Below are 16,430 nucleotides of genomic sequence, written 5' to 3'. Positions count from 1 at the left end.
GTGATCGAAAAAGGCGAGTTATGTTACACCGGCAAGGCTAAGGCTATGTATGCGACCAACGACCCCGATGTGTTGTGGGTCGAATACTTGGATCAAGCAACGGCATTAAACGGTAAACGCAAGGTGGCCATTGCCCAAAAAGGGCTGTTGAACAATCGCATCTCCAGCTTGTTGTTTCAGGACCTGGCCGCACATGGCATCCCCAACCACTTTATTTCCCAGACCAGCGATTACGTCCAATTGGTCCGGCGCGTGACCATGTTGCCCTTGGAGGTCGTGGTGCGCAATGCCGCCTCGGGGAGTTTTGAACGTAAATTTGGGGTTGCGCATTTGACTCGCTTAACCCCACCCGTTTTGGAATTTTTCTACAAGAGTGACCAGTTGGACGACCCGGCTATCAATGATTCCCAGATTCATGCGCTCAAATTGGCTAGCCCAGCCACGTTAGCTGAGGTGCGACGACAGGCCCTGCAGGTCAACCACCGGTTAAGTGAGATCTTTGCGGCCATGGGAATTCAGCTGGTTGATTTTAAAGTGGAGTTTGGCTTAACGGCGACGGGCACGGTCTTGTTGGCCGATGAAATCTCACCGGATAGCTGCCGGCTGGTCGATCAAGCGACACATCGCTCATTAGACAAGGACGTTTTTCGCCAGGATCTCGGGGAATTGACCCCGGTCTACCAAGAAGTGTTGACGCGTCTGGCAACCGTTGAAGGGAGTTCCACACATGTATCTGGTTAAGGTCACCGTTACTTATAAAGAATCCATCTTAGACCCCAAGGGCGAGGCCATCAACGATGCCTTGCAACGCCTGGGCTACCGTGACGTGCAATCCGTTGAACTGGGGAAGTATTTCGAATTACGAATCGCCAAGAGTGACCGTCCCGTAGCAGAACAGGTCGCCGAAATGTGTGACCGGCTATTGGCCAACGTCAATATGGAAACGTACGACTACGAAATCACGGAAATGGAGGCTCAATCATGAAATTTGCCGTGATCGTCTTTCCGGGGTCCAACTGCGATCATGACATGGCCAACGCCCTGCGTGATGTGTGCCACTGTACGGTTGACCTGGTCCCCGCCACGGCAACGACCTTGGCGGGTTACGATGCGGTCGTGTTGCCGGGTGGCTTTTCTTACGGGGACTACCTGCGTAGTGGCGCAATCGCTCGCTTGGCGCCGGTGATGACGGCCGTGAAAGCCCTGGGGGCTGCGGGGAAACCGGTCTTGGGAGTCTGCAATGGCTTTCAAATTTTAACGGAGGCAGGTTTGCTGCCTGGGGCCTTACGTGCCAACCGGTCTTCGCAGTTCATCTGTCAGGCCAGTACCCTGCGCATCAGCAATCCGCATACGCGCTTCACCACGGCTTACGCGGGACAAGCAACTATTCAATTGCCCATCGCGCACGGTGAGGGCAACTATTACTGCGATGAGGCCACCTTGGCCGAGTTACGGCAACACCACCAAATCGTTTTTGAATACGTCGATAATCCCAATGGTAGTGTGGCCAACATTGCGGGGATCATGAACCGCCAAGGCAACGTGTTAGGGATGATGCCCCATCCGGAACGGGCGGTGGAAGCCTTACTAGGCTCTATCGACGGTCTAGGCGTGTTTGCATCACTGATTGCCCACGAGGAGGAGAGCCATGCTTAAGACCAGAACGTTAACACCAGAAGAAGTCCAAGCCACCCGGATTTATCGGGAGTGGGGGCTGACCGATGCCGAATACCGGCGACTGTGCGATCAGGTGCTCAAACGCTTACCTACGCACACTGAAGCAGGGTTATTTTCCGGAATGTGGAGTGAACATTGTTCCTATAAGAACTCGAAGCCCGTTTTAAAGAAGTTTTGGACGCAAGGCGATCAGGTCATTGCGGGGCCTGGCGAAGGCGCGGGCATCATTGATATCGGGGATGGCCAGGCCGTGGTCTTCAAGGCGGAAAGCCACAATCATCCGTCGGCCATTGAGCCTTATGAAGGTGCGGCGACCGGAGTGGGGGGCATTATCCGCGACATTTTTTCCATGGGGGCCCAGCCAATCGCCATTTTAGATAGTTTGCGTTTTGGTGAATTGACTGATCCGCACACGAAGTACTTGGTCTCACAGGTGGTGGCCGGTATCGGTGGCTATGGCAACTGCATTGGGATTCCCACGGTCGGTGGCGACACGGGCTTTGATGCCTGTTACCAGCACAATCCCTTGGTCAACGCGATGTGTGTCGGCATCTTGGATCAAGCCGACATGCAAAAGGGGCAGGCAACGGGGGTCGGCAACCGGATTATTTACGTGGGCGCCAAGACGGGACGGGACGGTATCAGTGGCGCATCCTTTGCGTCGGCCGAGTTCAACGATGCCCGTGAGAGCCAACGTTCGGCGGTGCAGGTGGGCGATCCGTTTATGGAAAAATTACTAATGGACGCTTGCTTGGAGGTCATTCACCAGCACCGTGACGTTCTAGTGGGGATTCAAGACATGGGGGCCGCCGGACTGGTGTCTGCTTCGGCCGAAATGGCCTCTAAGGCGGGCAGTGGGTTGGAGCTGAACTTAGACTTGGTCCCCCAACGCGAGATCGGGATGTCGGCCTTTGAATTGATGTTGTCGGAATCTCAAGAACGCATGTTACTGTGTGTGAAGGCGGGCGCGGAAGATGAGATCACCGCAGTCTTTGCCCGTTACGGCTTGGATGCGGTGGCCATTGGGACCGTCACGACCGGTCATCAATACCGGTTATGGCATCATCACGAACTGGTCGCCGATGTTCCCGTGGACGCTTTGGCAAGTTACGCGCCGGTCTATCAGCGAACTGGCCGGCAACCAGAGCGGCTCGCCCAGCAAGCCGGGGAGCAATTCCGCCCGATGGTGAGCGATGCCGCGGCGACACTGAAACGTTTGTTGCAACAGCCGACGATTGCGTCTAAACGGTCGCTTTATCGCACCTATGATTCGCAAGTACAGACCAATACGGTCGTGCAGCCGGGCTCGGATGCCGCCGTGGTTCGTATTCGCCACACGGACAAGGCCTTGGCGCTGACCACGGATGTGAATGGCCGTTACCTGTACCTGAATCCACGGATAGGTGGTGAAATGGCAGTGGCCGAAGCGGCACGGAACATTGTGGCGTCGGGGGCCCAACCCCTGGGCATTACCGATTGCTTGAACTTCGGTAATCCGGAAAAACCAGAGCAATTTTACGAACTGGATGAGGCAGCGCAGGGCATCAGTCGGGCTTGTCGCAAATTAAATACGCCGGTGGTGTCCGGTAATGTCTCCTTAAACAATGAATCAAATGGCCAGGCGATTTATCCCACCCCGATGATTGGGATGGTTGGTCTGATTCGTCACCACGCTGACATCACCACGCAGGACTTTAAACGGGCCGGTGATTTGGTCTACGTATTAGGCGCCACACAAGGTGATTTCAATGGTAGCGAGTTACAAAAGCTTTTGACGGGCGAAATTAGTGGCACACTTTTCGACTTTTCGTTGACAATTGAAAAGCAACACCAAGACCTGCTGTTAGCGGCCATTCAGGCAGGCCTCGTGGCCAGTGCCCATGACGTTTCCGAAGGGGGGCTCCTGACGGCCATCGCCGAATCATGCTTTGGTCGTGGTCTCGGCGTGGACCTGACGACGGACCTGAGTGCGGTCACCTTATTTGCGGAGAGTCAGTCACGTTTCGTCATTTCTGTGTCGCCGACCAAGCAAGTGGCCTTTGAAGCGCTGATGGGGACCGCCGTGACGTATTGGGGCCAGGTGACGGCCACCGATGACTTGCGGGTGCAAGCGACCGATCAACTGGTACAAGTCAGTGTGCGTGAAGCTAAACAGTTATGGGAGGAGGCGATTCCGTGCCTACTGAAGTCAAAGGATTAAATGAAGAGTGTGGTGTCTTTGGCATCTGGGGAGCGGCCAATGCGGCGACGTTAACGTATTTTGGCCTGCACGCCCTGCAGCACCGGGGGCAAGAAGGCGCGGGGATTACGGCAAACGATGCCGGTAATCTCCAGTCTGAACGCGGGTTGGGCTTGCTGGCTGACGTCTTCCGTGACCCACGGCGATTGGCACGCTTGACTGGAACGGCGGCGGTCGGACACGTGCGTTACGCGACGGCCGGCAACCACGGCTTGGAGAATATTCAGCCACTGGCGTTTAACTTCAGTGATGCGCAATTTGCCCTTGCACACAACGGCAATCTGACCAACGCTCGGACCTTGCGTCGTGACTTGGAGGCCGCCGGGGCCATCTTTCACGCCAGTTCAGATAGCGAGATCTTGATGCATTTGATTCGTCGAAGCGCGGCCGCCACCTTGACCGAGCAGGTGCAGGAGGCCTTGCGGCAGGTCCACGGGGGTTTTGCGTATCTTTTGTTGACCAATGATCGTCTGTACGCAGCATTGGATCCCAATGGGTTACGCCCCCTGGTGATTGGCCAGTTACCAACGGGCGGGTACGTTGTTTGTAGTGAGACCTGCGCGTTAGATGCTGTGGGGGCCGAGTTCTTACGTGATGTGCAACCCGGTGAACTAGTGATGATCAATGATCAAGGGCTGCACATCAGTCGCTACACCACACACACGCAACTTGCCATCTGTGCCATGGAATTTATCTATTTTGCCCGGCCGGATTCCAATATCTACGGCGTTAACATTCATTCGGCGAGAAAGCAAATGGGCCGGCGATTAGCGGAAGAACAACCGGTGGCTGCTGATATTGTGGTCGGAGTTCCCAATTCGTCGCTGTCGGCGGCTTCAGGTTACGCGGAAGCTAGCGGGTTACCGTACGAAATGGGCTTGATCAAGAATCAGTATTCTGCGCGGACGTTTATTCAACCGACCCAGGCCTTGCGTGAGCAGGGGGTGCGCATGAAGCTATCGGCGGTCAAGGGGGTCGTTGCGGGCAAACGCGTGGTGCTGATCGATGATTCCATCGTGCGCGGAACCACGAGCCGGCGCATCGTGAAGCTCCTTAAGGATGCGGGGGCTGCGGCGGTGCATCTGCGGATCGCTTCGCCGCCGTTACGGTATCCGTGTTTCTACGGGATCGATATTCAATCGACTAAGGAGCTGATTGCGGCGCAACAAACGGTCGCCGAAATGCGGCAAACTTTAGGTGCCGATTCGCTAGCCTTCTTGAGTGAACGCGGCGTGATCGATGCCGTGGGCCTACAGACGACGGCACCGTATGGTGGTTTATGCATGGCGTACTTTAATGGCGACTATCCAACGCCGTTATATGATTATCAAGCGGAATATGACGCTGAGGTGCAAGTTCACACACAAAAATGAAAGGGGTGGGGTAATGAGTGACGCGTACAAGAAAGCAGGCGTGGATCTAACCGCCGGCTATGCGGCCTTAAAGACGGTAAAGCAACTCAGCGGCAATGACCAATTAGGCGCCTTTGGCGGTGTATTTCCCTTGGCTGGCCAAGATTTGACGGATCCTGTTTTGGTGGCCGGTAGCGACGGGGTGGGAACGAAATTGTTGGTGGCCATTGCGGCGCACCAACACACGACGATTGGCATCGATCTCGTGGCAATGTGTGTCAACGATGTCTTGGCCCAAGGGGCACGGCCGCTATTCTTTCTGGATTATCTTGGCCTGGGTAAAACGGAATCCGCACGGGTCCAAGCCATTTTGACTGGCGTCGTTGCCGGCTGTCGTCAGGCGGGGACGCAACTGATTGGGGGCGAGACTGCCGAAATGCCGGATATGTATACCCAAGATCACTATGACCTGGCTGGCTTTGCGGTGGGCATCGTTTCTCGACAAGACCTCTTGGACCCAGACAATGTGCGGGCCGGTGATGTTTTGATCGGCTTGCCATCGAATGGCCTGCACGCCAACGGCTTTAGTTTAGTCCGCGATATTCTGTTTAAACAACATGACTTGCCCCTGGAAACGGTGCTGCCCGAACTGGGCCACAGTTTACAAGAGGAACTGCTCCGACCAACGCAAATTTACGTCGAGAGTGTCTGGCCGTTGTTAGCACAGCACCGCATTGCCAGCATGGCCCACATCACTGGTGGTGGCCTGATTGAAAACGTGGCCCGGGCCCTACCGAGCGGCTTGAGTGCCGAATTAGCGCTGGGCAGTTGGCCCGTCCCAGCCATTATGACCGTGTTGAGTCGATTGGGACAGTTAACACCGCAGGACTTACGGGAAACCTTTAACCTAGGACTGGGGATGTTGCTAGTGGTCCATCCCGAACAGGTGGCGGCCACCTTGGCTCAATTGGCGGCGGTCAATCAGCCGGCTTATCGCGTCGGTCGAGTGGGCGTTGGTGAGACGCCCGTCGTCTTTAAGGAGGCGACCCATGGTTAAGCGCTTGGCGGTCTTTGCCTCAGGAAATGGCACGAACTTTACGGCGTTGTGGCAAGCGATTCAAGACCGCCAGTTGCCCGCCACGATTGCGCTGCTGGTCTGTGATCATGCCGACGCGCCGGTGATTCAGCGCGCCCAAGCGGCTCGGGTGCCAGTATTTTGTCTTGATTTCAAGGCGTACGCCACCAAAGCCGAGGCCGAAACTGTCATTTTGGCCCAGCTACGGGCCGCTCAGGTGACGGCCATCTTACTGGCGGGGTACATGCGCTTGATTGGCCCGACGTTGTTAGCCGCCTATCCTCAGCGCATCATTAATCTACACCCCGCATTGTTGCCACATTTTCCGGGCAGGCATAGCATTGAAGATGCCTTGGCGGCGAAGGTAACGACCACCGGGGTGACGATTCATTTTGTAGACGCCGGCATCGATACGGGGCAGATCATTGGCCAGCGGGCGGTGCCAATCCTCCCCACAGACACGTATGCCACACTAGCGCCCCGCATTCACGCGGTGGAGCATCAATTCTATCCGGACACATTACAACAACTCTTAGCACAACAGCGAATTTAACCCGCACGATGGTTGCGAGAAAGGTGGTAGACAATGGCAAAAGTCTTGATAGTTGGCGGTGGTGGTCGAGAACACGCCATTGGTCGGGCAATGTTGGCCAGCCCCCAAGTGACGGCGGTATATTGCGCACCCGGTAATCCCGGTATGACGTTGACCGGAATCCAATGTGTGGCGATTGCCGAAATGGATTTCGTCGGTCTGGGCGATTTTGTACGTCAAGCAGGGATCGATTTAACGTTTGTGGGGCCAGAAGCCCCCTTAGCGGCAGGAATCGTTGATTATTTTGAGGCCGAGGGGTTGCCCATCTTTGGGGCCAATCAGGCGGTGGCCCGGTTGGAGAGTTCCAAAGTCTTTGCTAAGGATTTCATGCGTCGTCACCAGATCCCCACGGCAGACTTTACCGTTTTTCATGATACCGCGGCGGCATTGGCCTATAGTCAGCAGGCCCCTTTGCCGCAGGTGATCAAGGTCGACGGCTTGGCGGCAGGTAAGGGGGTCACCGTGGCTAAGACCCATGCGGCAGCCGAACACGCCATTACCACGGCCTTGGCCGTCACGCAGACGATTCTGATTGAGGCCTTTATGGCCGGTTTCGAGTTTTCCCAAATGGTACTGGTCGGAGGTGATCGGTTTTGCCTGTTGCCCACGGCCCAAGATCATAAGCGGTTGTTAGATGGCGACCACGGGCCTAATACCGGGGGGATGGGCGCCTATTCGCCCGTGCCGCAGATCACGCCAGCCATTCGCCAACAGACGATTGAGCAGATCATTAAACCGACGATTGCAGGCATCAAGGCGGATGGTGCCACGTTCAACGGGGTTCTCTACGTGGGTGGTATCTTGACGGCAACCGGTGTTCAGGTCATCGAATATAATCTGCGCTTGGGTGATCCGGAGACGCAGATCTTGTTGCCGCAGTTGCGCGGGGACTTTTACCAAGTCATCGTCGACCTGTGTCATCACCGCCAACCGACGCTGACCTGGCAAACGGCCGCCACGTATTTAGGCGTGGTCTTGGCAACGCCGGGCTATCCCGACCACCCGCAGACTGGTGGTGCGGTGCCGACCCTGCCCACGGCCGATTATGCCGGGGTCAGTGGCACGCCGCAGCACTTGGTTAGCGCCGGGGGCCGGGTGATGATGGTCCTGGCGCAGGGAGCCGACCTGGCCATGGCGCAACGGCAGGCCTACGCCCAGTTGGCTCAGCTAGATACGGGACAGCTTCAGTTTCGTCATGATATCGGGTGGCAGGGGTTAACGACAACCGCTTTTGAGCAGTAGTGAAGCCCTGGTAACGTCATACGTGGCCGATTGCCTCCCCAGGTTCGGTGACTTACCTGATTACCTGAAATTTAGGCGGGGTCCTTTGCGTTCAAAACGAATATTTGGTACACTTGCTTTATAAATATGCAGAGGCATGTGGCTTCATTCCGAATCCTTTGCTATACTTAATGCAATTTTATGCGGGAGGGCCGTCGCCATGAAAAAAAGTATTCGCCAAGCGCGCATTGAGCAACTCATTAATCAGTACCCGATTGGGACTCAAGAAGAATTGATGGAACATTTGGAAGAAGTGGGTATTCAAGCGACTCAGGCCACCATCTCCCGGGATATTCGTGAAATGCAGATCGTTAAGGCCCAAGATGGCCACGGCCATTTGCGCTACACCATCTTTAAGGCGGGAAATCGCAGTGAAGAAGAGCACCTACGTGAGACCATCAACGAAGTCGTGACGGGCTTAACGCGGGTAGAATTTGTGAACATTTTGAAAACGCTGCCGAGTAACGGTAACCTGTTGGCCGCCATCTTTGACGATTTGAACTTGCCAGAGATTGCCGGGACGTTGGCGGGACATGATACGATCTTCATCATTAGTCCTAGCGCCGAGGTGGCCGAGAAGCTGCATGATGAAATCGCAGAGGAAATGAATCCGGAAATCGTACACTAATTTAGTCAAGTAAATGAGGCGGACCTGGTCGGAAATCAGCGACTTGGTCCGCTTCTTGCGGTTAAGGGTTATTAAAGATTCACGGGAATTGTGGTGTGTGCGCTGGACTATGCTAAAATAGGTCTAATACAATTGAGATAAGAAGAGGCTATTTCTATGAATAACCAAGAACCTAATCAGAATTTTTGGTCAGGCTTCAAAGCCCACTTCAAACGCTTCTGGCGGCGGTACCAACTGACGCGTTGGCTAATTGTGGTCGTCTTGACCATGATCTTAGTGGTGAGTGGTTACCTGACGTTTATGGCGAAGACCGCCAACGTTGGTAATTTGAAGGCCGCGCTGGAAAACCCAACGCAGATCTATGACCGTAAGAACCAAAAAGCGGGAACCCTGTATTCACAAAAAGGGACTTACGTGGCGTTACGCAAGATTTCACCGAACGTGCAAAACGCCGTGATTTCCACTGAAGACCGTAATTTTTATCATGAATACGGCTTTTCCGTCAAGGGATTTGCCCGGGCATTTTTCCTGTACGCGAAGAATAAGTTGTTACGGCAGAACTACATCAGTGGTGGGGGGAGTACGTTGACCCAGCAATTGGTGAAGAATGCGTATTTGACACAAGAGCAAACGTTCACCCGAAAATTCAAAGAGTTGTTTTTATCAATTGAGGTCGAAAATGTCTACAGCAAGAAGGATATCTTGTCCATGTACCTGAACAACGCCTACTTCGGCAACGGGGTCTGGGGCGTTCAGGATGCGGCCGAACGTTACTTTGGCAAGACGGCGGCGAATTTGACGGTGCCGGAAGCGGCGACTCTGGCGGGGATGTTGACCTCACCGAGCGCCTACAATCCGGTGGATCATCCCCAAGCATCACGGACGCGGCGAAACGTGGTATTGGGCTTGATGGCGGAGACCGGCGCGATTTCCAGTGCTCAGGCCAAACAGTATCAAGCCACGGCCCAGACCACCAATGATACCTATAATTACAAGAACACGTATAAATACCCATACTTCTTTGATGCCGTCATCAATGAGGCCGTCAGCAAGTATGGCTTGACCGAGTCGGAGATCATGAACAAGGGTTACAAGATCTACACGACCTTAGACCAGGCCAATCAGACACAGATGCAGACGCTGTTTAAGAACCCGAGTTACTTCCCGGCCAACGCTGCCGATGGGACCAAGGTTCAGGCCGCGTCGATCGCCATTGATCCGAATACCGGGGGCGTCGAAGCCGTGGTCGGTGGCCGCGGCAAGCACGTGTTCCGGGGCTACAACCGGGCCACACAGATGCAACGGCAACCCGGTTCGACCATTAAGCCACTCGCGGTCTACACACCAGCGCTGGAAAATGGCTATTACTATGATTCGGAATTGACGGATAAAAAGAAGTCTTACGGGACCAACCACTATTCGCCAAGCAACTATGGTAACCAGTACAGTGGCAAGGTGCCGATGTACCAGGCGTTAGCGCAGAGTAAAAATGCACCGGCCGTGTGGTTGTTAAACAAGATTGGCGTCGACAAGGGTTATGATTCCGTGAAGAAGTTCGGGTTACCCGTGACCAAGTCGGATAAGAACCTGGCGTTAGCGCTGGGGGGCTTGAAGACCGGGGTTTCGCCGCAACAGTTGGCCCAGGCCTACACGGCGTTTGCCAACAACGGGACCATGTCGTCGGCCCATTACATTCGCAAGATCGTGGATGCTTCGGGCAACGTGGTCGTCGATACAACCGACAGTAAGGCTAAGACGACCAAGGTCATGTCCAGCAAGACGGCCAAGCAGATGACCAGCATGATGATGGGTGTCTTCAACTACGGAACCGGGGTCAGCGCCAAGCCGTATGGCTATACGATTGCCGGCAAGACCGGGAGTACCGAGGCCGACGGGGATACCGACGCGACGCGGGATAAATGGATCGTTGGCTACACGCCGGACGTGGTGGTGGCGACCTGGGAAGGCTTTGACAATACCAGCGCCAAGCACCATTTGGAAAACGTCAGCGGCACCGGTGAAGGTCCATTGTATCAGGCCGAAATGCAGAGCATCCTCCCCAACACCAAGGGGACCGCGTTTAACACCAAGGATGCCTCGACAATCGCCAAGGCGGCCAACAACAATAGTGGTACCGACGCTACCGACATTTGGGATTCCGTACAAAAGGGTATCGACAATGCTGGCAAGTCGTTTAACAACGCGGCCAATACCGTCAAGTCCTGGTGGAATTCCATTATGAATTAGCCAAATGTGGGTGGGATGAAAGCGCCTAACATGGTACAATAGAATTTGTATTGTAAATGGGCCGCGAGCCCACTGAGGAGGAAATGGACATGGCCGACAAAATGGCAGAGTTGGGCGAACAAGTGACCCAAGCACTCAAAGATTCAGAACAATTCCAAGCATTGCAAGCAGCATTCAACGCAATGAAGGCAGACACCGACACCTACAAGTTGTTTAAGGAATTCCAAAAGATTCAATTGGACTTACAACAAAAGCAGATGTCTGGTCAACAATTAACGGACGACGAAATGAAGCACGCCCGTGAAGTGGCCGACCAAGTCGGTAAGATCGACTCCATCAAGAACCTGATGGAAGCAGAACGTGGGGTCAACTCCATGTTAAACCAATTAAACAAAACGATTACGCAACCCATTCAAGATATTTACGCGGGTTAAGGATTTGTTGATCGTCGGCGCAACCACTCATTTTGGTGAGGTCGGTGCGCCGACGATTTTTTTATAAAAATTTGAGGGGGATTATCATGAAATTTATTCACGCGGCCGACTTGCATTTAGATAGTCCTTTTCTGGGCTTGACTGGTCTGCCCAGCAGCTTGTTGGCCACTGTGCGCCAATCCACGTTTACGGCGGCGACCAAGGTCTTTGACCAGGCGTTGGCGCAACAAGTGGATTTTGTCCTGTTGGCCGGGGACTTGTTCGACCGGGCCGAGCAGAGCGTGGCGGCGCAGGCCTACTTGTTTCAGCAATTCGACCGACTTGATCAGGCGCAGATTCCGGTGATCGTCAGCTTCGGCAATCACGATTATTTGGCCGATCAGCACCAAACGGTCGCCTACCCTAAAAACGTGACGATCTTAGGCAGTCAGGTGACCACCAAGACACTCACGCTGGCTGACGGTGAGACCGTCGCCATCAGCGGCTTTAGCTATCCACAACGGTGGGTGGCTAGTGACCCCTTGCCAGACTTTCCGGTCCACGCGGCGACGGACTGGCACATCGGGATGCTGCACGGGGCGGTGGCCACGGGAAGTGATGACCACTACGCGCCGTTTACCGTGGATGAGCTTTTGAGCAAGCGCTACGATTACTGGGCGTTGGGGCATATCCACCATCGCCAAACGCTCAATCAACAGCCGCCCATTCTGTACGCGGGCAACACGCAGGGGCGTGCTATCAACGAGACCGGTGCCAAGGGGGCCTATCTGGTCACCAGCGACCACGGCCACTTACAACCGCAGTTCTTTTCAACGGCGGCGATTGAATGGGCAACGGCGACACTGGATGCGTCCAATCTGACCACGCTGACGGCACTAGGCACGCGCCTGACGGACTGGCTAGCGAGCCAACCGGCCGACCAGCCGACACTGACGGCGTTGACGGTGACACATTTACAACTCGACGCGACCGACCTGACCAGCTTACGGCAGGGCGAGTGGCTGAACCTATACTTACGGACCCATGCGCGGCAATTGAAGGCTGCCCACCGTTATCTGGTGAGCGTCACGCCCCAAGTTCAGCCACAAGCGCTCACGGCCCCACAACTCGACCAGCAGTACTGGGACCAGGGAGCGGCCACGGTCTTCACGCCGGCCAACTTACAGGCAACCTTTGGCAAATTGGCGCAGGAACCGGCACTGGCTGACTGGTTCACGCAGGCGACGCAGGATGCGACATTCCGGTCTCAGGCGGAACAAGTCCTGGCAGAGTTAATGGGGAAGGAGGACCCTGATGTATCTTAATCGCTTGACGATTTATGGCTTCGGTCATTTCCACGACCGGACCTTCGACCTGACACCCGGCCTCAATTACCTATTGGGCGCCAACGAGGCGGGCAAATCGACTCTGAACCAATTTATTACGGCCATCTTCTTTGGTTTTCCGACCAAGAAGCATCCGGCTTTGCGCTATGAACCGCTTGATGGCAGTCGCCTGGGCGGGGAGATTGCCTTTACCCAAGGTGACGTGGCCTATGTGGTCAGTCGCGTTGCGGGGCCACACGGCGGCAAGGTTACGCTGCGCGACGTGACCCATGACCTGGCGTTGCCGGCCGCTACGCTCGCGCGGCTGTTAGCACCGGTCGATGCGCAGCTGTTTACCAGCGTCTATGTCATGAACGAGCCCCGGCTGGGGACCGTTTTTTCCTCGTCTAAACAGGAATTGATCGATCGCTTGCTTCACGTGGGGGCGGTGGGCAGTGACTTTTGGCTCCAGCAGGCCCATCAACTCGACCAGCAAGCCGAGGCGCAATATAAGCCACAGGGGCGCAATCCGCAATTGAATCAACAATTACGCGAACACCGCGAGCTCACGGCGAAGTTGGCCAAGGCCGACGCGGCTTATGACACCTATTGGCAATTACTGCAGGATCAGCAAACACTCCGGCAAACGCAACAGGCCATCCAGCAGACGTTGGCCCAACAGCGAGCTGTCACGGCACAATTGACGCAGCAAGCCGCACTGTGGGCCACTTACACGGAGTGGCAGCGCTTGGGTGCGGCTGATCAGGCCCCGGTGAGCGGATTTGCGCCCGAAGATGCCACCCAGTTGGAACAATTACGCAGCCACCTGACCGCCAGCACCCAGACGCTGGCCCAGGATCAGCAGCAGTTAAAACAGCTTCAGCAAGCTGCCCAGTTACCACCGCTGTTTCAGGCGTACTTACCGGTGGCCGGGCAGGTCGACCCGTTGTTGGCGCAACTGCCCGCCATCGAACAAGCGGCGCAAGACCAACAACGTTTAGTGGCTAGCCAACGGGACCTGGAGGCACGAGCAACTGCCTTGGAGCAACAATACGCCATCGACGGCCAGATGCCGCGGCCATTTTCCTTGGTCACCACGCAACAGGTCGCAGCGCTCCAGGACCGGTTAACGGCGGCCAGTCAAAAGCGCCGGCGCCTCCAACAAGAATTGAACCAACTCAATGAGCAATTTCAACGCCAACAACCGAACCGTCGCCAACAGCGCAATCCCTTGGCCGACAAGCAGATCGTCTGGTTGGCGATTGGCCTGGTCGTTCTGGTCGGGTCGCTGTTGTTGCCCGGGACCTTGTTTAAATTGGTCGGCGCGCTATTGGGCGTGGCCATTGGCTATTACGGGGTATTTCTGGTCGACAGCAGTACACCCGCTAGCCGCGAATTGGAAACGTTGACGGCCGATATCCGTGACAGCCAGGCGCAATTGCGTGAGGGCGGTCAGTTGGTCGATGACCTGAATAACCAGCTGGATGCCATCGCGTCTGCCCACGGCTTGGGTGATCTGCCCGTGGCCCAGTGGTCGGCGGCACAGGGGGCCATCGGTGAATGGGAGCACCTGACCCGGCAGCTGGAGACCACGGGTACCCAGGTTGCCAAGGCCCAACAGACCGTGACGACCTATCTGGCCCAGCTCACGCAGGCCTTGCCCACGTTGGCTGGGGCCGATTGGGCAACCGTTTCACCGCAGTTGACACAACTACAGACGCTCAAGCAATCACTGGCCACGCAAGCCGGTGACCTGGCCACGACCACCGACCGGCTCAAGTCGGCCCAAGCAGCGGTCGATGCTGCCCAACAGGCGCTGACGACCTTTTTGAGTACCCGTAATCTCCGCAGCGTCGAGGCCTTTTACCAGCGTTATCAAGCCCAACGTGAGCGGACCAATCGCCAGCAACAGCGTGCGGCTCTGGCCGAACAATTGGGCGACAACTTGGCGGCGCTACAACAGTTTAGCGACCATACCGCCTTGACCGACCAACTGGCGCAGGCCCAGGCCCAACAGGCGGCGACACAACAACAGCTAGACCAGACGACAACGCGTTTGGCGACGCTAGCGGGGCAGTTGGCTCATTTGACGGCTAGCGGCACGCAGGCGACGTTGCGGCAAAAGCTGGCGAACTTGGAGACCCAGATGCGAGCCACGACTCAGGATTGGTTGGTCAAACGCCTGACCAGTCAGTGGATCGCGGCGACCCTGGCCGCGGCCTCGGGCGATCGGTTGCCGCAAATTGTGGCGCAGGCCAGCAATTATTATGGCAAATTGACGGAAAACCGGTATACTGAAATTGAACTGACAGCGACGACGTTACGGGTCCGCCGACACGATGGCGAGTGGCGCGAGGTCAACCAACTATCGCGGGGTACCGCAGAGCAGCTGGATTTGGCAGTCAAATTGGCCTTTGCCGTGGTCATGAACCAGCAGGTCGCCATGCCACTGGTGATCGACGATGGCTTCGTCAATTTCGATGCCCACAGACGCCAGGCGGCTTACGCGTTGTTAGCGGAAATTAGTCACACGTTACAAGTCATTTTCTTAACGGCAGATACCACTGTTGAACAGTTAACGGCGGGTAAGGTGCTTCGGCTTAGTGAATAGGAGGGCTAATATGGCGGCAACAAAACAATTGTTAGATTATAATGTCGATGAGGCGGTCGACCTCTTCGTCTTGTTGAAATCAGCGGATGTCCGCACGGCTAAAAACGGCAAGCAATACATTGCGCTGGTCTTCGAGGATCAATCGGGGGAGATCTCGGGTAAATACTGGGATGCTTCACCGGACGACATTGAAAACTACGTGGCGGGACGCGTCGTTCACCTGCAGGGAAAGCGGGAGAATTACCAAACGCATCCCCAGATCAAAATTTTCCATCTGCGTTTGACCCATCCTGGCGAGCCCAATGACCCCAACAGCTTCATCGAGCAGGCGCCGATGTCGCGCGCGGCGATGGAAGAATACATCACCCAGACGGTCTTTGAGATCACGCAACCGACCTGGAACCGCTTGGTCCGCAAGCTCTTGCAGGAATACGCGGATAAGTTCTACACCTATCCCGCGGCCAAAAGCAATCACCACGCCTTTCAGGGGGGACTGGCCTACCACACGATTTCGATTTTGAAATTGGCCCATTCGGTGGTCAAACAGTATCCAGACCTGAACGCGCCGTTGCTGTTTGCGGGCGCCATCTTGCACGACCTGGGCAAGACGATTGAACTGTCGGGCCCCAAGTCCACGGTCTACACGTTGGCCGGCAACTTGATTGGCCACATCGTGTTGATCGATGGCGAGCTGGTCCGGGCCTGTGACGCATTGAAATTAGATCCGCAAGCCGAAGACGTCTTATTGTTGCGGCACATGATCCTCAGCCATCACGGCCTGTTGGAATACGGGTCACCGGTGCGGCCAGCCTTGCGTGAGGCGGACGTCTTACATCAACTGGACGAACTGGACGCCTCCATCATGATGCTGGATACGGTCGTGGAACACACGGCACCGGGTGAATTTTCCGAGCGCGTCTTTGCCATGGACGGGCGACGGTTCTACCGGCCAACCACGACCACGCCCCAGCCACCGACGACGGATTAACC

14 protein-coding genes are annotated in these 16,430 nt (G+C 55.7%); all 14 read left to right on the top strand.

Annotation, left to right across the window (positions count from 1 at the left end; genetic code table 11):
- The first annotated feature begins 3 nt into the window (after positions 1-3).
- A complete protein-coding gene (gene purC, locus LKH74_RS02575) occupies positions 4-741 on the top strand; it encodes a phosphoribosylaminoimidazolesuccinocarboxamide synthase (RefSeq protein ID WP_179951144.1) in 738 nt (245 codons plus the stop codon).
- The gene (gene purS / locus LKH74_RS02570) at positions 728-985 is read left to right on the top strand and encodes a phosphoribosylformylglycinamidine synthase subunit PurS (RefSeq protein ID WP_287707736.1); all 258 of its coding nucleotides are present in this window, start codon (positions 728-730) and stop codon (positions 983-985) included. Before purC ends, purS begins: the two co-directional genes overlap by 14 nt.
- Positions 982-1,656 carry a phosphoribosylformylglycinamidine synthase subunit PurQ gene (gene purQ / locus LKH74_RS02565; protein WP_287707738.1) on the top strand — a complete coding sequence of 225 codons (675 nt, stop codon included), beginning with the start codon at positions 982-984 and terminating at the stop codon, positions 1,654-1,656. Before purS ends, purQ begins: the two co-directional genes overlap by 4 nt.
- The gene (purL, locus tag LKH74_RS02560) at positions 1,649-3,877 is read left to right on the top strand and encodes a phosphoribosylformylglycinamidine synthase subunit PurL (protein WP_287707739.1); all 2,229 of its coding nucleotides are present in this window, start codon (positions 1,649-1,651) and stop codon (positions 3,875-3,877) included. Before purQ ends, purL begins: the two co-directional genes overlap by 8 nt.
- Positions 3,853-5,289 (top strand): amidophosphoribosyltransferase, encoded by a 1,437-nt coding sequence (purF, locus tag LKH74_RS02555; RefSeq protein WP_135368515.1) that lies wholly within the window; start codon positions 3,853-3,855, stop codon positions 5,287-5,289. Before purL ends, purF begins: the two co-directional genes overlap by 25 nt.
- 13 nt (positions 5,290-5,302) lie before the next feature.
- On the top strand, positions 5,303-6,325 hold the full coding sequence (purM, locus tag LKH74_RS02550; RefSeq protein ID WP_287707740.1) for a phosphoribosylformylglycinamidine cyclo-ligase: 1,023 nt from the start codon (positions 5,303-5,305) through the stop codon (positions 6,323-6,325).
- The gene (gene purN / locus LKH74_RS02545) at positions 6,318-6,896 is read left to right on the top strand and encodes a phosphoribosylglycinamide formyltransferase (RefSeq protein WP_287707741.1); all 579 of its coding nucleotides are present in this window, start codon (positions 6,318-6,320) and stop codon (positions 6,894-6,896) included. The genes purM and purN overlap by 8 nt, the downstream gene beginning before the upstream one ends.
- 33 nt (positions 6,897-6,929) lie before the next feature.
- Positions 6,930-8,177, top strand: a complete 1,248-nt coding sequence (purD, locus tag LKH74_RS02540; RefSeq protein WP_287707742.1) for a phosphoribosylamine--glycine ligase — start codon at positions 6,930-6,932, stop codon at positions 8,175-8,177.
- 199 nt (positions 8,178-8,376) lie between these two features.
- The gene (locus LKH74_RS02535) at positions 8,377-8,844 is read left to right on the top strand and encodes an arginine repressor (RefSeq protein WP_135368511.1); all 468 of its coding nucleotides are present in this window, start codon (positions 8,377-8,379) and stop codon (positions 8,842-8,844) included.
- Between the two features lie 156 nt (positions 8,845-9,000).
- Positions 9,001-11,091, top strand: a complete 2,091-nt coding sequence (locus LKH74_RS02530; protein WP_287707743.1) for a PBP1A family penicillin-binding protein — start codon at positions 9,001-9,003, stop codon at positions 11,089-11,091.
- Between the two features lie 89 nt (positions 11,092-11,180).
- Positions 11,181-11,525 carry a YlbF family regulator gene (locus LKH74_RS02525; protein ID WP_135368509.1) on the top strand — a complete coding sequence of 115 codons (345 nt, stop codon included), beginning with the start codon at positions 11,181-11,183 and terminating at the stop codon, positions 11,523-11,525.
- Between the two features lie 86 nt (positions 11,526-11,611).
- Positions 11,612-12,829: a metallophosphoesterase family protein gene (locus LKH74_RS02520; protein ID WP_287707744.1), complete on the top strand. Its 1,218-nt coding sequence runs from the start codon at positions 11,612-11,614 to the stop codon at positions 12,827-12,829.
- A complete protein-coding gene (locus tag LKH74_RS02515; RefSeq protein WP_287707745.1) occupies positions 12,819-15,440 on the top strand; it encodes an ATP-binding protein in 2,622 nt (873 codons plus the stop codon). The genes LKH74_RS02520 and LKH74_RS02515 overlap by 11 nt, the downstream gene beginning before the upstream one ends.
- A 10-nt stretch (positions 15,441-15,450) precedes the next feature.
- The gene (locus LKH74_RS02510) at positions 15,451-16,428 is read left to right on the top strand and encodes a 3'-5' exoribonuclease YhaM family protein (protein WP_135368506.1); all 978 of its coding nucleotides are present in this window, start codon (positions 15,451-15,453) and stop codon (positions 16,426-16,428) included.
- The last annotated feature ends 2 nt before the right edge of the window (positions 16,429-16,430 follow it).

The organism is Levilactobacillus sp. (genome assembly GCF_022646225.1).
Taxonomy (GTDB): Bacteria; Bacillota; Bacilli; order Lactobacillales; family Lactobacillaceae; genus Levilactobacillus; species Levilactobacillus suantsaiihabitans.
This window is presented reverse-complemented; position numbering and strand designations above follow the sequence as displayed.